The sequence below is a fragment of the Pseudomonas sp. Mb7 genome (assembly GCF_054790525.1).
This window is the reverse complement of record NZ_CP186501.1, coordinates 3,376,402-3,391,430: the sequence shown is the minus strand read 5'-3', so window position 1 is coordinate 3,391,430 and position 15,029 is coordinate 3,376,402. Positions and strand designations below refer to the sequence as shown.

Sequence of the window (15,029 nt, the reverse complement as noted above, 5' to 3'; positions counted from 1 at the left end):
ACTCCTTTAATTAAATGAATTTTTTTCAAAAAGGATTTGACGACCTTCGGAGCGCTCTATACTATTCGTCGCACTTGTCGGGCACAGCCTAGCACTGGTTAAGAAGGTGAAGCGGAATCAAGGTTCTGCAACACTGGAAAGCACTTAGTTTGTAGTCCTTTAAGAGTACAGATTAATAAGGCGCCCGTAGCTCAGCTGGATAGAGCATCCGCCTTCTAAGCGGATGGTCGCAGGTTCGAGTCCTGCCGGGTGCGCCATTAGGCAGCTTTGGCACAAGTAACGCGATATGGTGGGCGTAGCTCAGTTGGTAGAGCACGGGATTGTGACTCCCGTTGTCGTGGGTTCGATCCCCATCGTCCACCCCATATTTCGAAAGGCGCCAGATGTAACAGTCTGGCGCCTTTGCTTTAAAAGCTTCATCGCGGATGTGGTGGAATTGGTAGACACACTGGATTTAGGTTCCAGCGCCGCGAGGCGTAAGAGTTCGAGTCTCTTCATCCGCACCAATTAAAGCTTCATTCATGTCTTCGGGCTGGTGAGGTTTCAACAAAGAAGTTGTTTGGCTTTTTTGTTACGCAATATGGTGGGCGTAGCTCAGTTGGTAGAGCACGGGATTGTGACTCCCGTTGTCGTGGGTTCGATCCCCATCGTCCACCCCATATTTCGAAAGGCGCCAGATTTAACAGTCTGGCGCCTTTTTTGTTTTAGCGGTTCTGAAAAGCGGCGATTGCCGGTTTCGGGGCGCAGGGGCAGGGCGCTTCGTCGTATTTATGTTGCTCGATGATGCTGTGCTGCTCGCCGGACTTGCTTGCAGGTTCGGCCGTCAGGGACTGATTGGCAGCCTCTTCTATATATAGAAGCGGTTGGCGCAGAGCCCTGGCGTGATTGGTTGTATTCGCCTGTGGGACGCGCTGCATCCGTGCATCGATCCCTATAAATTGCCTGCTGTTTTTTTACCCGTTTTCAGTAGGGTGACTTCTTGAGTTTGACCCACTAGAATGCATGCCCTTGATTCTGGGGTCGGAAACGGCCGGCTAACGTCTGTGCAACGAGGAATATCCATGCAAGTTTCTGTTGAAAATACTACTGCTCTTGAGCGCCGCATGAGCGTCACCGTGCCGGCTGAGCGCATTGAGAGCCAGGTCAACAAGCGTCTGCAGCAGACTGCCCAAAAGGCCAAGATTGCTGGCTTCCGTCCAGGCAAAGTGCCAATGAGCGAAATCAAGCGCCGTTTCGGTGCTGATGCTCGTCAGGAAGCCGTAGGCGACGTGATCCAGTCCTCCTTCTACGAAGCTGTGGTTGAGCAGAAGCTGAACCCGGCAGGTTCGCCATCGATCGAGCCTAAGTCGCTCGAAGCGGGCAAAGACCTGGAATACGTTGCTGTATTCGAAGTGTTCCCTGAGTTCACCGTTGCCGGTTTCGACGGCATCACCGTTGAGCGCCTGAGCGCTGACGTAGCTGACGCTGACCTGGACAAGATGCTCGACATCCTGCGCAAGCAGAACACCCGTTTTGAAGTGGCCGATCGCGCTGCCCAGAACGAAGACCAGCTGAACATCGATTTCGTTGGCAAGGTTGACGGCGAAGTGTTTGCTGGCGGTTCCGCCAAAGGCACTCAGCTGGTGCTGGGTTCCGGCCGCATGATCCCGGGCTTCGAAGAAGGTCTGGTTGGCGCTAAAGCTGGCGAAGAGCGCGTTCTGAATCTGACCTTCCCAGAGGACTATCAGAACCTGGACCTGGCTGGCAAAACCGCCGAGTTCACCGTTACTGTCAACACTGTTTCCGAGCCTAAGCTGCCAGAGCTGAACGAAGAGTTCTTCGCTCAATTCGGCATCAAGGAAAGCGGCATCGACGGTTTCCGCACCGAGGTTCGCAAGAACATGGAGCGTGAACTGCGTCAGGCGATCAAATCCAAGGTCAAGAATCAGGTAATGGACGGTCTGCTGGCCACCAACCCGATCGAAGTGCCTAAGGCGCTGCTGTCCAACGAAGTTGACCGTCTGCGTGTGCAGGCTGTTCAGCAGTTCGGTGGCAACATCAAGCCTGATCAACTGCCGGCCGAGCTGTTCGAAGAGCAAGCCAAGCGCCGCGTCGTGCTGGGTCTGATCGTTGCTGAAGTGGTCAAGCAATTCGACCTGAAGCCTGACGAAGCTCGCGTTCGCGAAATGATTCAGGAAATGGCTTCCGCTTACCAGGAGCCTGAGCAGGTTGTGTCGTGGTACTACAAAAACGAGCAGCAGCTGAACGAAGTGCGTTCGGTTGTGCTGGAAGAGCAAGTTGTGGATACTGTTCTGCAGAAAGCTAGTGTGACCGACAAAGCGGTCTCTTACGAAGAAGCAGTCAAGCCGGTAGAAGCTCCAAAAGCCGACTGATTGATTCCGCGTTAAGAAGTACACACCATAAGCCAGCTCTCGAGCTGGCTTATGCGTATTCAAGACATAACTATTTGGGAGCGACTGCAGAGCATGTTCCGTAATTCTTATATTCAGCAGAACTCTGATATCCAGGCCGCCGGCGGCCTGGTCCCGATGGTTGTCGAGCAATCTGCTCGTGGCGAACGCGCCTATGACATCTATTCGCGCCTGCTCAAGGAGCGAGTGATCTTTCTGGTTGGTCCGGTAGAGGACTACATGGCCAACCTGATCTGTGCGCAACTGCTGTTCCTTGAAGCGGAAAACCCGGACAAGGACATCCATCTCTACATCAACTCCCCGGGCGGTTCGGTGACTGCAGGCATGTCGATCTACGACACCATGCAGTTCATCAAACCGAACGTGTCGACCACCTGCATCGGCCAGGCCTGCAGCATGGGCGCATTCCTGCTGACCGCAGGTGCCCCGGGCAAGCGTTTCTGCCTGCCGAACTCGCGCGTGATGATTCACCAGCCACTGGGCGGTTTCCAGGGCCAGGCGTCGGACATCGAAATCCACGCCAAGGAAATCCTCTTCATTCGCGAGCGTCTGAACACGCTGATGGCCAAACACAGCGGGCGTACTCTGGAAGAAATCGAGCGCGATACCAATCGCGACAACTTCATGAGTGCAGAAGCTGCGAAGGAATATGGCCTGATCGACGAAGTGATCAACCAGCGCCCAGCTTAAAATAAGCAGCTCAAAATAGGCTTGGTCGGCTTGTCTGATCAGCGGCGGGCTTGAAAAAGCCCGCAATAGCCTTCATCTTGTGTTGCAAGCCTATCGGATTTGGATCGAACGAATGACTGACACCCGCAACGGCGAGGACAACGGCAAGCTGCTCTATTGCTCCTTCTGTGGCAAAAGCCAGCATGAAGTGCGCAAATTGATTGCCGGCCCCTCGGTCTTTATCTGCGACGAGTGCGTCGACCTGTGCAATGACATCATCCGCGAGGAGGTGCAGGAAGCCCAGGCCGAGAGCAGCGCGCATAAATTGCCTTCGCCTAAAGAAATCAGCGGCATCCTTGATCAGTACGTCATTGGTCAGGAGCGTGCGAAAAAGGTTTTGGCCGTAGCGGTGTACAACCACTACAAGCGCCTGAACCAGCGTGACAAGAAAGCTGACGACGTCGAACTCGGCAAGAGCAACATCCTGCTGATCGGCCCGACAGGCTCCGGTAAAACCCTGCTGGCCGAAACACTGGCCCGCTTGCTGAACGTTCCGTTCACCATTGCCGACGCAACCACCCTCACCGAGGCGGGTTACGTGGGTGAAGATGTCGAGAACATCATTCAGAAGCTGCTGCAGAAGTGCGATTACGACGTAGAGAAAGCCCAGATGGGTATTGTCTACATCGACGAAATCGACAAGATTTCCCGCAAGTCCGACAACCCGTCGATCACCCGGGACGTTTCCGGTGAAGGCGTGCAACAGGCCTTGCTGAAGTTGATCGAAGGCACGGTTGCTTCCGTACCGCCGCAAGGTGGTCGCAAGCACCCGCAGCAGGAATTCCTGCAGGTCGACACCCGTAACATCCTGTTCATCTGCGGTGGTGCGTTCTCTGGTCTGGAGAAGGTTATTCAAAACCGTTCCACCAAGGGCGGCATCGGCTTCAACGCAGAAGTACGCAGCAAGGAAGAAGGCAAGAAAGTCGGTGAATCCCTGCGTGAAGTCGAGCCTGACGATCTGGTCAAGTTCGGTCTGATCCCGGAATTCGTCGGTCGTCTGCCGGTCCTCGCGACGCTGGACGAGCTGGATGAGGCTGCGCTGATGCAGATCCTCACCGAGCCGAAAAATGCTCTGACCAAACAGTATGCCAAGCTGTTCGAGATGGAAGGCGTGGATCTGGAATTCCGGACCGACGCACTGAAATCGGTCGCCAAGCGTGCCCTGGAACGTAAAACCGGTGCTCGTGGTCTGCGCTCGATTCTCGAAGGTGTATTGCTCGACACGATGTATGAAATCCCCTCGCAGTCCGAGGTGAGCAAAGTCGTGATCGATGAAAGCGTGATCGAAGGCAAGTCCAAGCCACTGTATATCTACGAAAACAGTGAGCCGACGGCCAAGGCAGCGCCGGACGCTTAAGCGTCCAGTCTGCTGGAATAAAGAAGGGGCCTTCGGGCCTCTTTTTTTTTATGTCATTTTTTACATCCGCTTTGTGCTTGTTTTTTTTCAAGGCAGCCCCCATCTTGGTTTCAAGCTCAATTCCATCTGATTACGGCCATATGGCCGCCGTAGAGGCGAAATCATGAAGACAACCATCGAATTGCCTCTCCTGCCATTGCGTGATGTCGTGGTTTATCCGCACATGGTTATCCCGCTGTTCGTGGGGCGCGAGAAATCCATCGAAGCCCTCGAGGCCGCGATGACGGGCGACAAGCAGATCCTGCTGCTGGCCCAGAGAAACCCGGCTGACGACGATCCCGGTGAAGACGCTCTCTATCGCGTAGGTACCATCGCCACTGTTCTACAGCTTCTCAAGCTGCCTGACGGCACCGTCAAGGTTCTGGTCGAGGGTGAGCAGCGTGGCACCGTCGAACGCTTCAGCGAAGTCGACGGCCATTGCCGTGCCGAAGTCTCGCTGATCGAAGAAGTCGACGCTGCCGAGCGCGAATCCGAAGTGTTCGTGCGCACACTGCTGTCGCAGTTCGAACAATATGTACAGTTGGGCAAGAAGGTCCCGGCTGAAGTCCTGTCGTCGCTCAACAGCATCGATGAGCCGGGTCGCCTGGTCGACACCATGGCGGCGCACATGGCGCTGAAAATCGAGCAGAAGCAGGAAATCCTCGAAATCATCGATTTGTCGGCCCGGGTCGAGCACGTTCTGGCGTTGCTGGATGCCGAGATCGATCTGCTGCAAGTCGAAAAACGCATTCGTGGCCGCGTCAAAAAGCAAATGGAGCGCAGTCAGCGCGAGTACTACCTGAATGAGCAGATGAAGGCCATTCAGAAAGAGCTCGGCGACAGCGACGAAGGCCACAACGAAATCGAAGACCTCAAGAAGCGTATCGACGCTGCCGGTCTGCCGAAAGACGCGTTGGCCAAAGCCACTGCCGAGCTCAACAAGCTCAAGCAAATGTCGCCGATGTCCGCTGAGGCCACCGTGGTGCGCTCGTACATCGACTGGCTGGTGCAAGTGCCGTGGAAGGCGCAGAGCAAGGTACGCCTGGACCTGGCGCGCGCAGAAGACATTCTCGATGCCGATCACTACGGCCTCGAAGAGGTCAAGGAACGTATCCTTGAATACCTCGCCGTGCAAAAGCGCGTGAAGAAAATCCGTGGCCCGGTGTTGTGCCTGGTCGGTCCTCCGGGCGTGGGTAAAACCTCGCTGGCGGAGTCGATTGCCCATGCCACCAACCGCAAATTCGTGCGCATGGCCCTCGGTGGCGTGCGTGATGAAGCGGAAATCCGTGGTCACCGTCGGACTTACATCGGTTCGATGCCAGGAAGATTGATTCAAAAGATGACAAAAGTGGGTGTGCGCAACCCGCTGTTCTTGCTCGATGAAATCGACAAAATGGGCAGCGACATGCGTGGCGACCCGGCGTCGGCGTTGCTGGAAGTGCTCGATCCGGAGCAGAACCACAACTTCAACGACCATTATCTGGAAGTCGATTACGACCTCTCGGATGTGATGTTCCTGTGCACCTCGAACTCGATGAACATCCCGCCGGCGCTGCTCGACCGGATGGAAGTGATCCGTCTGCCGGGCTACACCGAAGACGAAAAGATCAACATCGCCGTCAAATACCTCTCGCCAAAGCAGATCGCCGCTAACGGTCTGAAAAAGGGCGAGCTGGAATTCGACGCTGAAGCGATCCGCGACATCATCCGTTACTACACCCGTGAAGCCGGTGTGCGTGGCCTCGAACGTCAGATCGCCAAGGTCTGCCGCAAGGCCGTTAAAGAGCACGCGCTGGAAAAACGCTTCTCGGTGAAAGTGACAGCTGACTTGCTGGAACACTTCCTGGGTGTACGCAAATTCCGCTACGGTCTGGCCGAGCAACAGGATCAGATCGGTCAGGTCACCGGCCTTGCCTGGACTCAGGTTGGCGGTGAATTGCTGACCATCGAAGCCGCGGTTGTGCCGGGTAAGGGTCAGTTGATCAAAACCGGTTCGCTGGGCGATGTGATGGTCGAATCGATCACTGCCGCGCTCACTGTAGTGCGTAGCCGGGCCAAGAGCCTGGGCATTCCTCTGGACTTCCACGAGAAGCGCGACACGCACATCCACATGCCGGAAGGGGCGACGCCGAAAGACGGTCCTAGCGCCGGTGTAGGCATGTGTACGGCGCTGGTGTCGGCATTGACCGGCATTCCGGTGCGCGCCGATGTCGCCATGACCGGTGAAATCACGCTGCGTGGTCAAGTGCTGGCGATTGGCGGTCTGAAGGAAAAACTGCTGGCGGCTCACCGCGGCGGAATCAAGATCGTGATTATTCCAGAAGAGAACGTACGTGATCTGAAGGAGATTCCTGACAATATCAAGCAGGATCTGCAGATTAAACCGGTTAAATGGATTGACGAGGTCCTGCAAATTGCGCTGCAATACGCGCCGGAGCCCTTGCCGGATGTGGCTCCCGAGATAGTTGCCAAGGACGAAAAACGTGAGTCTGACTCTAAGGAAAGAATTAGCACGCATTAATACGCTTTTGCCTGGGGGGCTTCCTTGACAGTTTTTTAGAGCCCTTGTTATAAAGCGGCTCTTAAGTGTCTGTAGGCCATTCAGCACTCGTTTTTGCTTTCACCAAAAAACTTAGAATCATCTCAAAATAGATATAAGGGGACTTAGAGTGAACAAGTCGGAACTGATTGATGCTATCGCTGCATCCGCTGATATCCCGAAAGCTGCTGCTGGCCGTGCGCTGGACGCTGTAATCGAATCCGTCACTGGCGCTCTGAAGGCTGGCGACTCCGTTGTTCTGGTTGGTTTCGGTACTTTCTCCGTGACGGACCGTCCGGCTCGTACCGGTCGTAACCCTCAAACCGGCAAGACTCTGGAAATCCCGGCTGCCAAGAAGCCAGGTTTCAAAGCCGGTAAAGCACTGAAAGAAGCTGTTAACTAAGTTTTCAGGTTTTTACCCATCCGGGTCGGGGTCATGCCTGACTTGGCAGCGGAGCGGTAGAACAGGTAGCTGAAACAGTTGTCTGTAACGCCGGGATCGAGGGTTCGAGCCCTGTCCGCTCCGCCAGTTACGAGAAGGCGCATCCTCGGATGCGCCTTTCTTCTATCCGGATTCTACCCACGCTCCACGGTTGCCTAATTTTGAAGTTCAACCGTTTCTGGGGGACGCATGCTGCAGAATATCAGGGACAATTCACAAGGCTGGATTGCCAAGACCATTATCGGGGTCATCGTTGCACTGATGGCTCTGACCGGTTTCGACGCCATTTTCCAGGCCACGACTCACAAGAATGAGGCGGCCAAGGTCAACGGTGATGAAATCAGCCAGAACGAGCTGAGCCAGGCCGTTGATATGCAACGCCGTCAGCTGATGCAACAGCTGGGCAAGGACTTCGATGCTTCCTTGCTCGACGAAAAAATGCTGCGCGAATCGGCCCTCAAGGGTCTGATCGATCGCAAGCTGCTGCTGCAAGGTGCAGAGCAAGCGAAATTCGCTTTCTCCGAAGGCGCACTGGACCAAGTGATCCTGCAGACACCTGAATTCCAGGTGGACGGCAAGTTCAGCTCCGAGCGTTTCGACCAGGTGATCCGTCAACTGGGTTACAGCCGTATGCAATTCCGCCAGATGCTGGCTCAGGAAATGCTGATCGGCCAACTGCGCGCCGGTGTGGCGGGCAGTGGTTTCGTCACTGACGCCGAAGTGCTGGCATTCGCCCGTCTGGAAAAACAGACCCGCGATTTCGCGACCCTGAACGTCAAGGCTGACCCGGCGGCGGTCAAACTGACCGACGACGAGGTCAAGGCTTACTACGACGAGCACGCCAAGGAGTTCATGACTCCGGATCAAGTGATCATCGATTACGTAGAACTGAAGAAGTCTTCGTTCTTCGATCAGGTTGCGGTCAAGGACGAAGACCTGCAGGCGGCGTATCAGAAAGAGATCGCCAACCTGTCGGAACAGCGTCGTGCCGCGCACATTCTGATCGAAGTGAACGACAAGACCACCGAGGCTCAGGCCAAAGCGAAGATCGAAGACGTCCAGGCGCGTCTGGCCAAGGGCGAGAAGTTTGAAGCGCTGGCCAAAGAGTTCTCGCAGGATCCGGGTTCGGCCAACAATGGCGGCGACCTCGGTTATGCAGGCCCTGGCGTTTACGATCCGGCGTTCGAAAAAGCCTTGTACTCCTTGTCGAAAGACCAGGTGTCCGAGCCGATTCGTACCGACTTCGGTTATCACTTGATCAAGCTGTTGGGTGTGGAAGCGCCTGAAGTGCCGACCCTGGCCAGCCTGAAAGACAAGCTCACCCGCGAGCTGAAAGCCGCTCAGGTCGAGCAGCGTTTTGTCGAGGCGACCAAGCAACTGGAAGACTCCGCATTCGAAGCGTCTGACTTGGCTCAGCCAGCGGCAGATCTGAAGCTGACCGTGCACACCTCCAAGCCATTCGGCCGTGAAGGTGGCGAAGGTGTTGCGGCGAACCGCGCCGTGGTTACTGCTGCGTTCAGCACCGAAGTGATCGACGAAGGTGCCAATAGCACCGCTATCGAGCTGGATCCGGAAACCGTGATCGTGCTGCGTTCCAAGGAACACCTCAAGCCTGCGCAACTGCCGCTGGAAAACGTGAGTGCGGCGATCCGCACCCAGTTGACCAAAGAGCACGCCAGCGCGGCTGCCAAGACCAAGGCCGAGAAGCTGATCGCGGATCTGCGCGATGGCAAGGCGCCGTTGGACAAGGCGGTTGATGGTCAGAACTGGAAAGCCACTGAAGCGGCCACCCGTGGTCAGGAAGGTGTTGATCCGGCGGTGCTGCAAGCGTTGTTCCGTATGCCGAAGCCGGCTGCGAAGGACAAGCCGACGTTCACCAGCGTGACGTTGCCGGATGGCAGTCTGATGATCGTGCGTCTGAATGGTGTTAACGAAGCGGCTGCGCCGACGGATGAAGAGAAGGTTCAGTACCGTCGTTTCCTTGCTTCGCGTGAGGGGCAGCAGGACTTTGCTGCTTATCGCAAGCAGTTGGAAGCTCAGGCTGACATCAAGCGGTTTTGATGGTTGACTGAGATGTGATGAGAGCCCCGGCCTGAATAGGTCGGGGTTTTTTTTTGGGCTTTGGGTAGTGGCGGCCTTTGGGCCGGCCATGTTCTTGGGGTTTTGGGTGAATATCCGTTGCTGCGGGTGCTGCCGTTGGCGGTTTCGCTCTTACAGCGAGTCCCTTTGGCAAACGCCCCAAAGGAACCAAAGGTCTTTGCCCTGACGTTCGGCCCACTCGCTAAAGCTCGGGGTTCCTTCGCTGCGGGATTGATCCGGGCGCAGCGTCTCCGGTTTGCTTCGCTGCACCTACTCCCGCTGTGTTTGGCTTCGCCAAACGGTCGCTGCGCTCCCACGCCCGGATCAAGCCCTCCACTCAGCCTGCCGACGGGCCTTCAGATCAGGATCAAAAGCTGCAGCCGAGCTAACGCTCATCCTGTGAGTGGTGAGGAGCAAAAGCCGCATGCGTTCTGCTGTTGCTCTTCTGTGTGCGAGCCTGCTCGCGAAGGCGGCCTGACAGCCGACCTGTTTTTTGCGGATGTACTCATTCCAATTGTAGGAGCGAGCCTGCTCGCGAAGGCGGCCTGACAGCCGACCTGTTTTTTGCGGATGTACTCATTCCAATTGTAGGAGCGAGCCTGCTCGCGAAGGTGGCCTGACAGCCGACCTGTTTTTTGCGGATGTACTCATTCCAATTGTAGGAGCGAGCCTGCTCGCGAAGGCGGCCTGACAGCCGACCTGTTTTTTGCGGATGTACTCATTCCAATTGTAGGAGCGAGCCTGCTCGCGAAGGCGACCTGCCAATCGACCCATTTCCCGCAGACCGGAGCTAATTCAGCCGGGCATCCGATCTCATCCGGCTCTTGGAAAACCATGATCCCGAGCTTTGACCGCCACATACAAAGTCAACACCAACAATCCAGCAACAATCCACGGGAATACCCCCACCCCGGGGTTTCCCAGCAACAAACCACCCACCAAGCCCCCTCCAGCTATCCCGACATTCCACAGGGTAACCAGCATCGATTGCGCCGTATCGGCAGCCTCTTTCGCCGTTTTCGCCGAGGCGGTTTGCAGCAGCGATGGCATGGCGCCAAACGCCAGTCCCCAGATGGCGGTGGCTATGTAAATGACGTTGGGCGAGTCGCGCCACAGGCCCAGTGCTATCGCGGACAGCATGAAAAACCCGGCACTGATCAACACCAGTTCGCGCAGCCAGCGGTCAATCAGGCTGCCGACGATCCATAAGCTCAACACTGAAGCGAGGCCGAATGCCAGCAGCACGCGGTCGACATTGGCGTCCAGCCCGGACGGTTGCAGGAACGGCGCGATGTAGGTGTACAACAAGTTGTGCGCGACGACGTAGGTGAGGGTGACCAATAACACGGATCGCACGCCAGGCAAGGTCAATACCTGACGCAGTGGCAGGCGGTTTCCCACGCGTTCGCCGGCGAAATCCGGTACTTGCCAGCGTACCCAGATCACCAGCACAACGGTCAGCGCGGTCATGATGGCGAAGCTCAGACGCCAGCCGACCAGGGTGCCGAGCAGGGTGCCTGCGGGTATTCCCAGCGACAGCGCAAGCGGCGCGCCGAGCATGGCCACGGTAATGGCGCGACCTTGCAGGTGTGGGGCGACCATGCGGCTCGCGTATCCCGCCAGCAGTGCCCAAAGCAAACCGGCAAATACCCCGGCGATAAAGCGTGCGATCAGGGTCAGCCAGTACCACTCCGACAGGGCGGTGATGCTGTTGGCGATGGCAAAGCCGCCGATAGCGGACAGCAAAAGTGGTCTGCGGCGCCAGCCGCGGGTGGCGATCGTCAGGGGAATTGCAGCGAGTATCGAACCGATCGCGTAGAGCGTGACCAATTGGCCGATCAGCGCCTGGGAAACGTTCAGGCTGCTGCTCATCTGCGGCAACAGGCCGGCAGGCATGGCTTCAGTCATGACCGTGATGAATCCGGCGGTGGCCAGTGCCAGTAGCGCGCCGAGGGGGAGTCGCTCGCGGCGGTCGACGGGGCGTTCAAGTGTGGGGCAATCGAGTTGTGTGTCGTTCATGAGCCGGCATCCATGTGCAGAGTTGACGAGGAGCACAGGGTAGGGCGCTGCACATCGGCGAAAAACGGGTTAAGGTTCCGAACATATCGGACACGGATGTCAGCAATGGGAGATTGGTATGGATAGCCTGGGCGGTATTTCGGTGTTTGTTCAGGTCGCCGAGACCCGCAGTTTTACCGAAGCTGGTCGGCTGCAAGGGGTGTCATCGTCGGCGGTGGGCAAAAGTATTGCGCGACTGGAAGCGCGACTGGGTGTGCGGCTGTTTCAACGCACCACCCGCAGCGTCACGCTGACCAGTGAAGGTGCGCTGTTTCTTGAGCGGTGTCGCAAGATTCTCGCGGAAGTCGAGGCGGCGGAGTTTGAGTTGTGTGACGCCGCTGCCAAACCCCACGGCAAGTTACGCATCAGCCTGCCGCAGGTGCATGGCCTAGTGATGCCGGTGATGAACGAGTTCATGGCGTTGTACCCGCAGATTGAACTGGATCTGGACTTGACTGATCGCATGGTCGATGTGGTTGAAGAAGGCTTCGACGCGGTGATCCGCACCGGCAAACCACGAGACTCCCGACTGATGGCGCGAGCGTTGGGCGAGTTTCATATGGTGCTAGTGGCCAGTCCGGCGTATCTGGAGCAGCGCGGGGAGCCGCAAAAGCCCGGCGATCTAGCGGCTCACGCGTGCCTTCGGCATACGTTTCATGCCACTGGCAAACTGGAAACCTGGCCGCTGATCCGCGTGGAAGGCGCCGCAGAGGCGACGTTGCCGACACGGTTGGTCAGCACGTCGATTGAGGCGGTGAGCCACGCGGCGCTGGCCGGCATGGGCATTGCCTGTCTGCCGGATTTCATGACCCGGGAGGCCGAGGCTCAAGGCCGTTTGCGTCGCGTGCTTGATACGCATCTGGAACACACCGGACAGTTCTGGGTCCTATGGCCATCCAGTCGCCACGCCACGGCAAAGTTGCGCGTGTTCATCGATCATCTGGCATTGCGACTTTTTCCCGCAACTGAAGGTCGATAGAGTTGTAACTGCTTTAAGACACTAATCCATGCGCCGCCGGGGCGTGATCTGTTGCACAATACGCCCCGGACTGTTTTCTCTCAGGATGTTCAATGTTGATTTCCACTCCCATGCGTGTTGTCGGGTTGGCGCTGTTGTTGACCGCTGTTGCCGGCTGTTCGAAAGACAAGCCGATGTATGAGCATGAGAACTTCGATGACTCCGGTACGTTTTCGCGCAATTACCCGGTGACCGACGCGGTCAGCTGCGAAGCGGCGCGCCGTGCATTGCTCAGCCAGGGCTACATCATCACCAGCAGTGACCCGAAACTGGTCAGTGGCCACAAGAGCTTCCAGCAAACCGGCGACACCCACATGGAGATCAGCTTCAACGTGGTCTGCGCCGATGACGGCAGTGCCGGGCACCATGCGACGATGTTCGCCAACGCCCTGCAGGATCGCTACGCGCTGAAGAAGACCAACAACTCGGCCAGCCTCGGCGTGGGGGTGTTGGGCCGGTGTCGATGCCGATCGGCTCGTCCGACGATTCGATGGTCAAAGTCGCCAGCGAGACGGTGACGTCGCAGAAGTTTTACGAGCGATTCTTTACGTTGGTGGAATTGTTCCTGCCGGCGGAAGCAAAGAAAGCTGCGCACATTGAAGAGAAGCCGAAGGCTGACCTGGGTGTACCTGAGGCGAAGGCTGCTCCGGCAGCGCTGGCGCCAACGCCAGTGCCGACTCCAACGCCTGCGCCCGCCGCAACCCCTGCGCCTGCAGCGGAGCCCGCTCCCGCACCTGCCGAGACCGCACCCGTGACGTCTGAACCGGTTGCGCCACCGGCAGAGGCCGCGCCGATCACTCCGGCGCCGAGTGCAGAACCGGCACCGGCGACCGAAACCATCACGCCACCGGCCAACCCGGATATCCCGCCGCCATCCGAGCCGATTCCGGCGATGCCTGCGTCCGGCCAATAATCCAACCTCACCGCACACCCTGTGGGAGCGAGCCTGCTCGCGAAGACGGACCTTCAGTCACCTATGTGCTGAAGGGGCCGAGGCCTTCGCGAGCAGGCTCGCTCCCACAGTGGTTTTTGGTGCACTTAAAATCTAGTTACATTCCCCTGACAAAAATCCTGCGATAAATTCCTGACCACCTGCTACGTTTTATTCATGAAGGCCGGGTTTCACTTTTCCTTCATACGAGCACGTTAAGCTCGAGGCACTGGGCATTTGCTCAGGCCCATTCAAGAGAGCAGCAGGGGATTACACGATGGATGAATATCAAGAAGAGCTGCTCGAATACCAGGCCTTTGAACTGGACCCACCCGAGCCAGCCGAAGACGCCACCGAGCTTTAACTTGCAGCTTGCAGCTGCGTTTATGCCGTCTTGCGGTGACTGCGGCGGAATTCGCCGGGCGTCTGACTGCTCCAGCGTTTGAAGGCGCGCTGGAACGCCTCGGCTGAAGCAAAACCCAGCAGGTAGGCGATTTCACCGAATGCCAGTTCGGTATCGCGGATGTAAGTCATCGCCAGGTCCCGGCGAGTGTCATTGAGGATTGCGCGAAACTGCGTGCCTTCCTCGGCCAGTTTGCGCCGCAACGTCCAGGTCGGCAGCTTCAGGCGTGCCGCCACTTCTTCCAGGTCGGGTTCCCGGCCACCATTGAGCAACGGCCCCAACAGTTGAGTGATGCGTTCGCGCAGGCTGCGGGTGCGAGTCAATTGCTCCAGCTCACGTTCACACAATTGCAGCAGATGCCGCCAGGTACTCGGGCAATGCTCGGGATTGCGCTGTGCGAGGCTGTTCAGGCTCAGGCGCAGTTGATTGCCCTCGGCACCGAACTGGATCGGGCAATCCCCCAGCAAGTCGTACGCCTCGCGGTAATCCGGCTCATCGAATTCGATTTCAATGCGTTCGGCGCGCAGCGGTTCGCGGCTGACACTGGAGAGCTGATGCAGCCATCCGGCAATGATCGAGTCCACGACAAAACGGTTATAGGCGTTGTACGGGCTGATCGAATAGAAACGCAGCCACGCGCCATGGGCATCTTCGTGGAAACTGGACTGACCGCGATAGTTGGAACCGTACAACGCCTCGAAACGGATCAGACAGCGCGCGGCTTCTCGCACGGTCGGCGCTTGTGCGGCGGTAACGCCGGCCAGTCCGGCCTGGCTCAGGCGACTGAGCTGACCCATGCGCAAGCCCAGCGCCGGGTCACCGGTCAACTGAATCGCCGCGTGGCCCAGGCGCATATAGCGCGGAATCGACAAACGCGCCCCGGCCTCGGCCAGTCGCGCGGCGTCCAGACCATATTGCTCCAGCAACGGCTGCGGATCCGCCCCATGACTGCGCACGGCGTCGGCGAGGCTGTGAACGAAGCCCACCGACAGGTCCCCGAGGCGCATCGGCAGGGGCTTCATG

The 15,029-nt window shown here is 57.5% G+C and carries 9 protein-coding genes, 4 tRNA genes and 1 pseudogene; 12 read left to right on the top strand and 2 right to left on the bottom strand.

What is annotated here, in order from left to right:
- Positions 1 to 180 precede the first annotated feature (180 nt).
- The 10 genes from ACOYXH_RS15205 (at position 181) to ACOYXH_RS15160 (ending at position 9,578) form a co-directional block, all read left to right on the top strand.
- Positions 181 to 257 (top strand) — tRNA-Arg (locus tag ACOYXH_RS15205).
- Between the two features lie 32 nt (positions 258 to 289).
- Positions 290 to 365 (top strand) — tRNA-His (locus tag ACOYXH_RS15200).
- Between the two features lie 56 nt (positions 366 to 421).
- A tRNA-Leu gene (locus tag ACOYXH_RS15195) sits at positions 422 to 506 on the top strand.
- A gap of 77 nt (positions 507 to 583) precedes the next feature.
- Positions 584 to 659, top strand: a tRNA-His gene (locus tag ACOYXH_RS15190).
- A gap of 402 nt (positions 660 to 1,061) precedes the next feature.
- Positions 1,062 to 2,372 (top strand): trigger factor, encoded by a 1,311-nt coding sequence (tig, locus tag ACOYXH_RS15185; protein WP_095050817.1) that lies wholly within the window; start codon positions 1,062 to 1,064, stop codon positions 2,370 to 2,372.
- A gap of 93 nt (positions 2,373 to 2,465) precedes the next feature.
- Positions 2,466 to 3,101, top strand: coding sequence for an ATP-dependent Clp endopeptidase proteolytic subunit ClpP (gene clpP / locus ACOYXH_RS15180; protein ID WP_007951559.1), 636 nt, complete (start codon positions 2,466 to 2,468; stop codon positions 3,099 to 3,101).
- A 112-nt stretch (positions 3,102 to 3,213) separates the two neighbouring features.
- Positions 3,214 to 4,497, top strand: coding sequence for an ATP-dependent Clp protease ATP-binding subunit ClpX (gene clpX, locus ACOYXH_RS15175; RefSeq protein WP_003223632.1), 1,284 nt, complete (start codon positions 3,214 to 3,216; stop codon positions 4,495 to 4,497).
- 163 nt (positions 4,498 to 4,660) lie between these two features.
- Entirely contained in the window at positions 4,661 to 7,057 is a 2,397-nt protein-coding gene (gene lon, locus ACOYXH_RS15170) for an endopeptidase La (RefSeq protein ID WP_007917325.1), read from the top strand.
- A gap of 148 nt (positions 7,058 to 7,205) precedes the next feature.
- A complete protein-coding gene (locus ACOYXH_RS15165) occupies positions 7,206 to 7,478 on the top strand; it encodes an HU family DNA-binding protein (RefSeq protein ID WP_003183171.1) in 273 nt (90 codons plus the stop codon).
- 228 nt (positions 7,479 to 7,706) lie between these two features.
- A complete protein-coding gene (locus ACOYXH_RS15160; RefSeq protein ID WP_095050815.1) occupies positions 7,707 to 9,578 on the top strand; it encodes a SurA N-terminal domain-containing protein in 1,872 nt (623 codons plus the stop codon).
- Positions 9,579 to 10,409: 831 nt separating this feature from the next.
- Here the strand turns inward: ACOYXH_RS15160 and ACOYXH_RS15155 are convergent.
- Positions 10,410 to 11,615 (bottom strand): MFS transporter, encoded by a 1,206-nt coding sequence (locus tag ACOYXH_RS15155; protein ID WP_460409748.1) that lies wholly within the window; start codon positions 11,613 to 11,615, stop codon positions 10,410 to 10,412.
- Between the two features lie 118 nt (positions 11,616 to 11,733).
- On the opposite strand from ACOYXH_RS15155, the gene ACOYXH_RS15150 reads away from it, so the two are divergent.
- Together ACOYXH_RS15150 and ACOYXH_RS15145 are read left to right on the top strand one after the other, a co-directional pair.
- Positions 11,734 to 12,633, top strand: coding sequence for a LysR family transcriptional regulator (locus ACOYXH_RS15150; RefSeq protein ID WP_095050813.1), 900 nt, complete (start codon positions 11,734 to 11,736; stop codon positions 12,631 to 12,633).
- Positions 12,634 to 12,725: 92 nt separating this feature from the next.
- Positions 12,726 to 13,585: pseudogene (locus ACOYXH_RS15145) on the top strand (DUF2242 domain-containing protein).
- Between the two features lie 402 nt (positions 13,586 to 13,987).
- Here the strand turns inward: ACOYXH_RS15145 and ACOYXH_RS15140 are convergent.
- Positions 13,988 to 15,028 (bottom strand): AraC family transcriptional regulator, encoded by a 1,041-nt coding sequence (locus tag ACOYXH_RS15140; RefSeq protein WP_095050811.1) that lies wholly within the window; start codon positions 15,026 to 15,028, stop codon positions 13,988 to 13,990.
- Position 15,029: the final 1 nt, after the last annotated feature.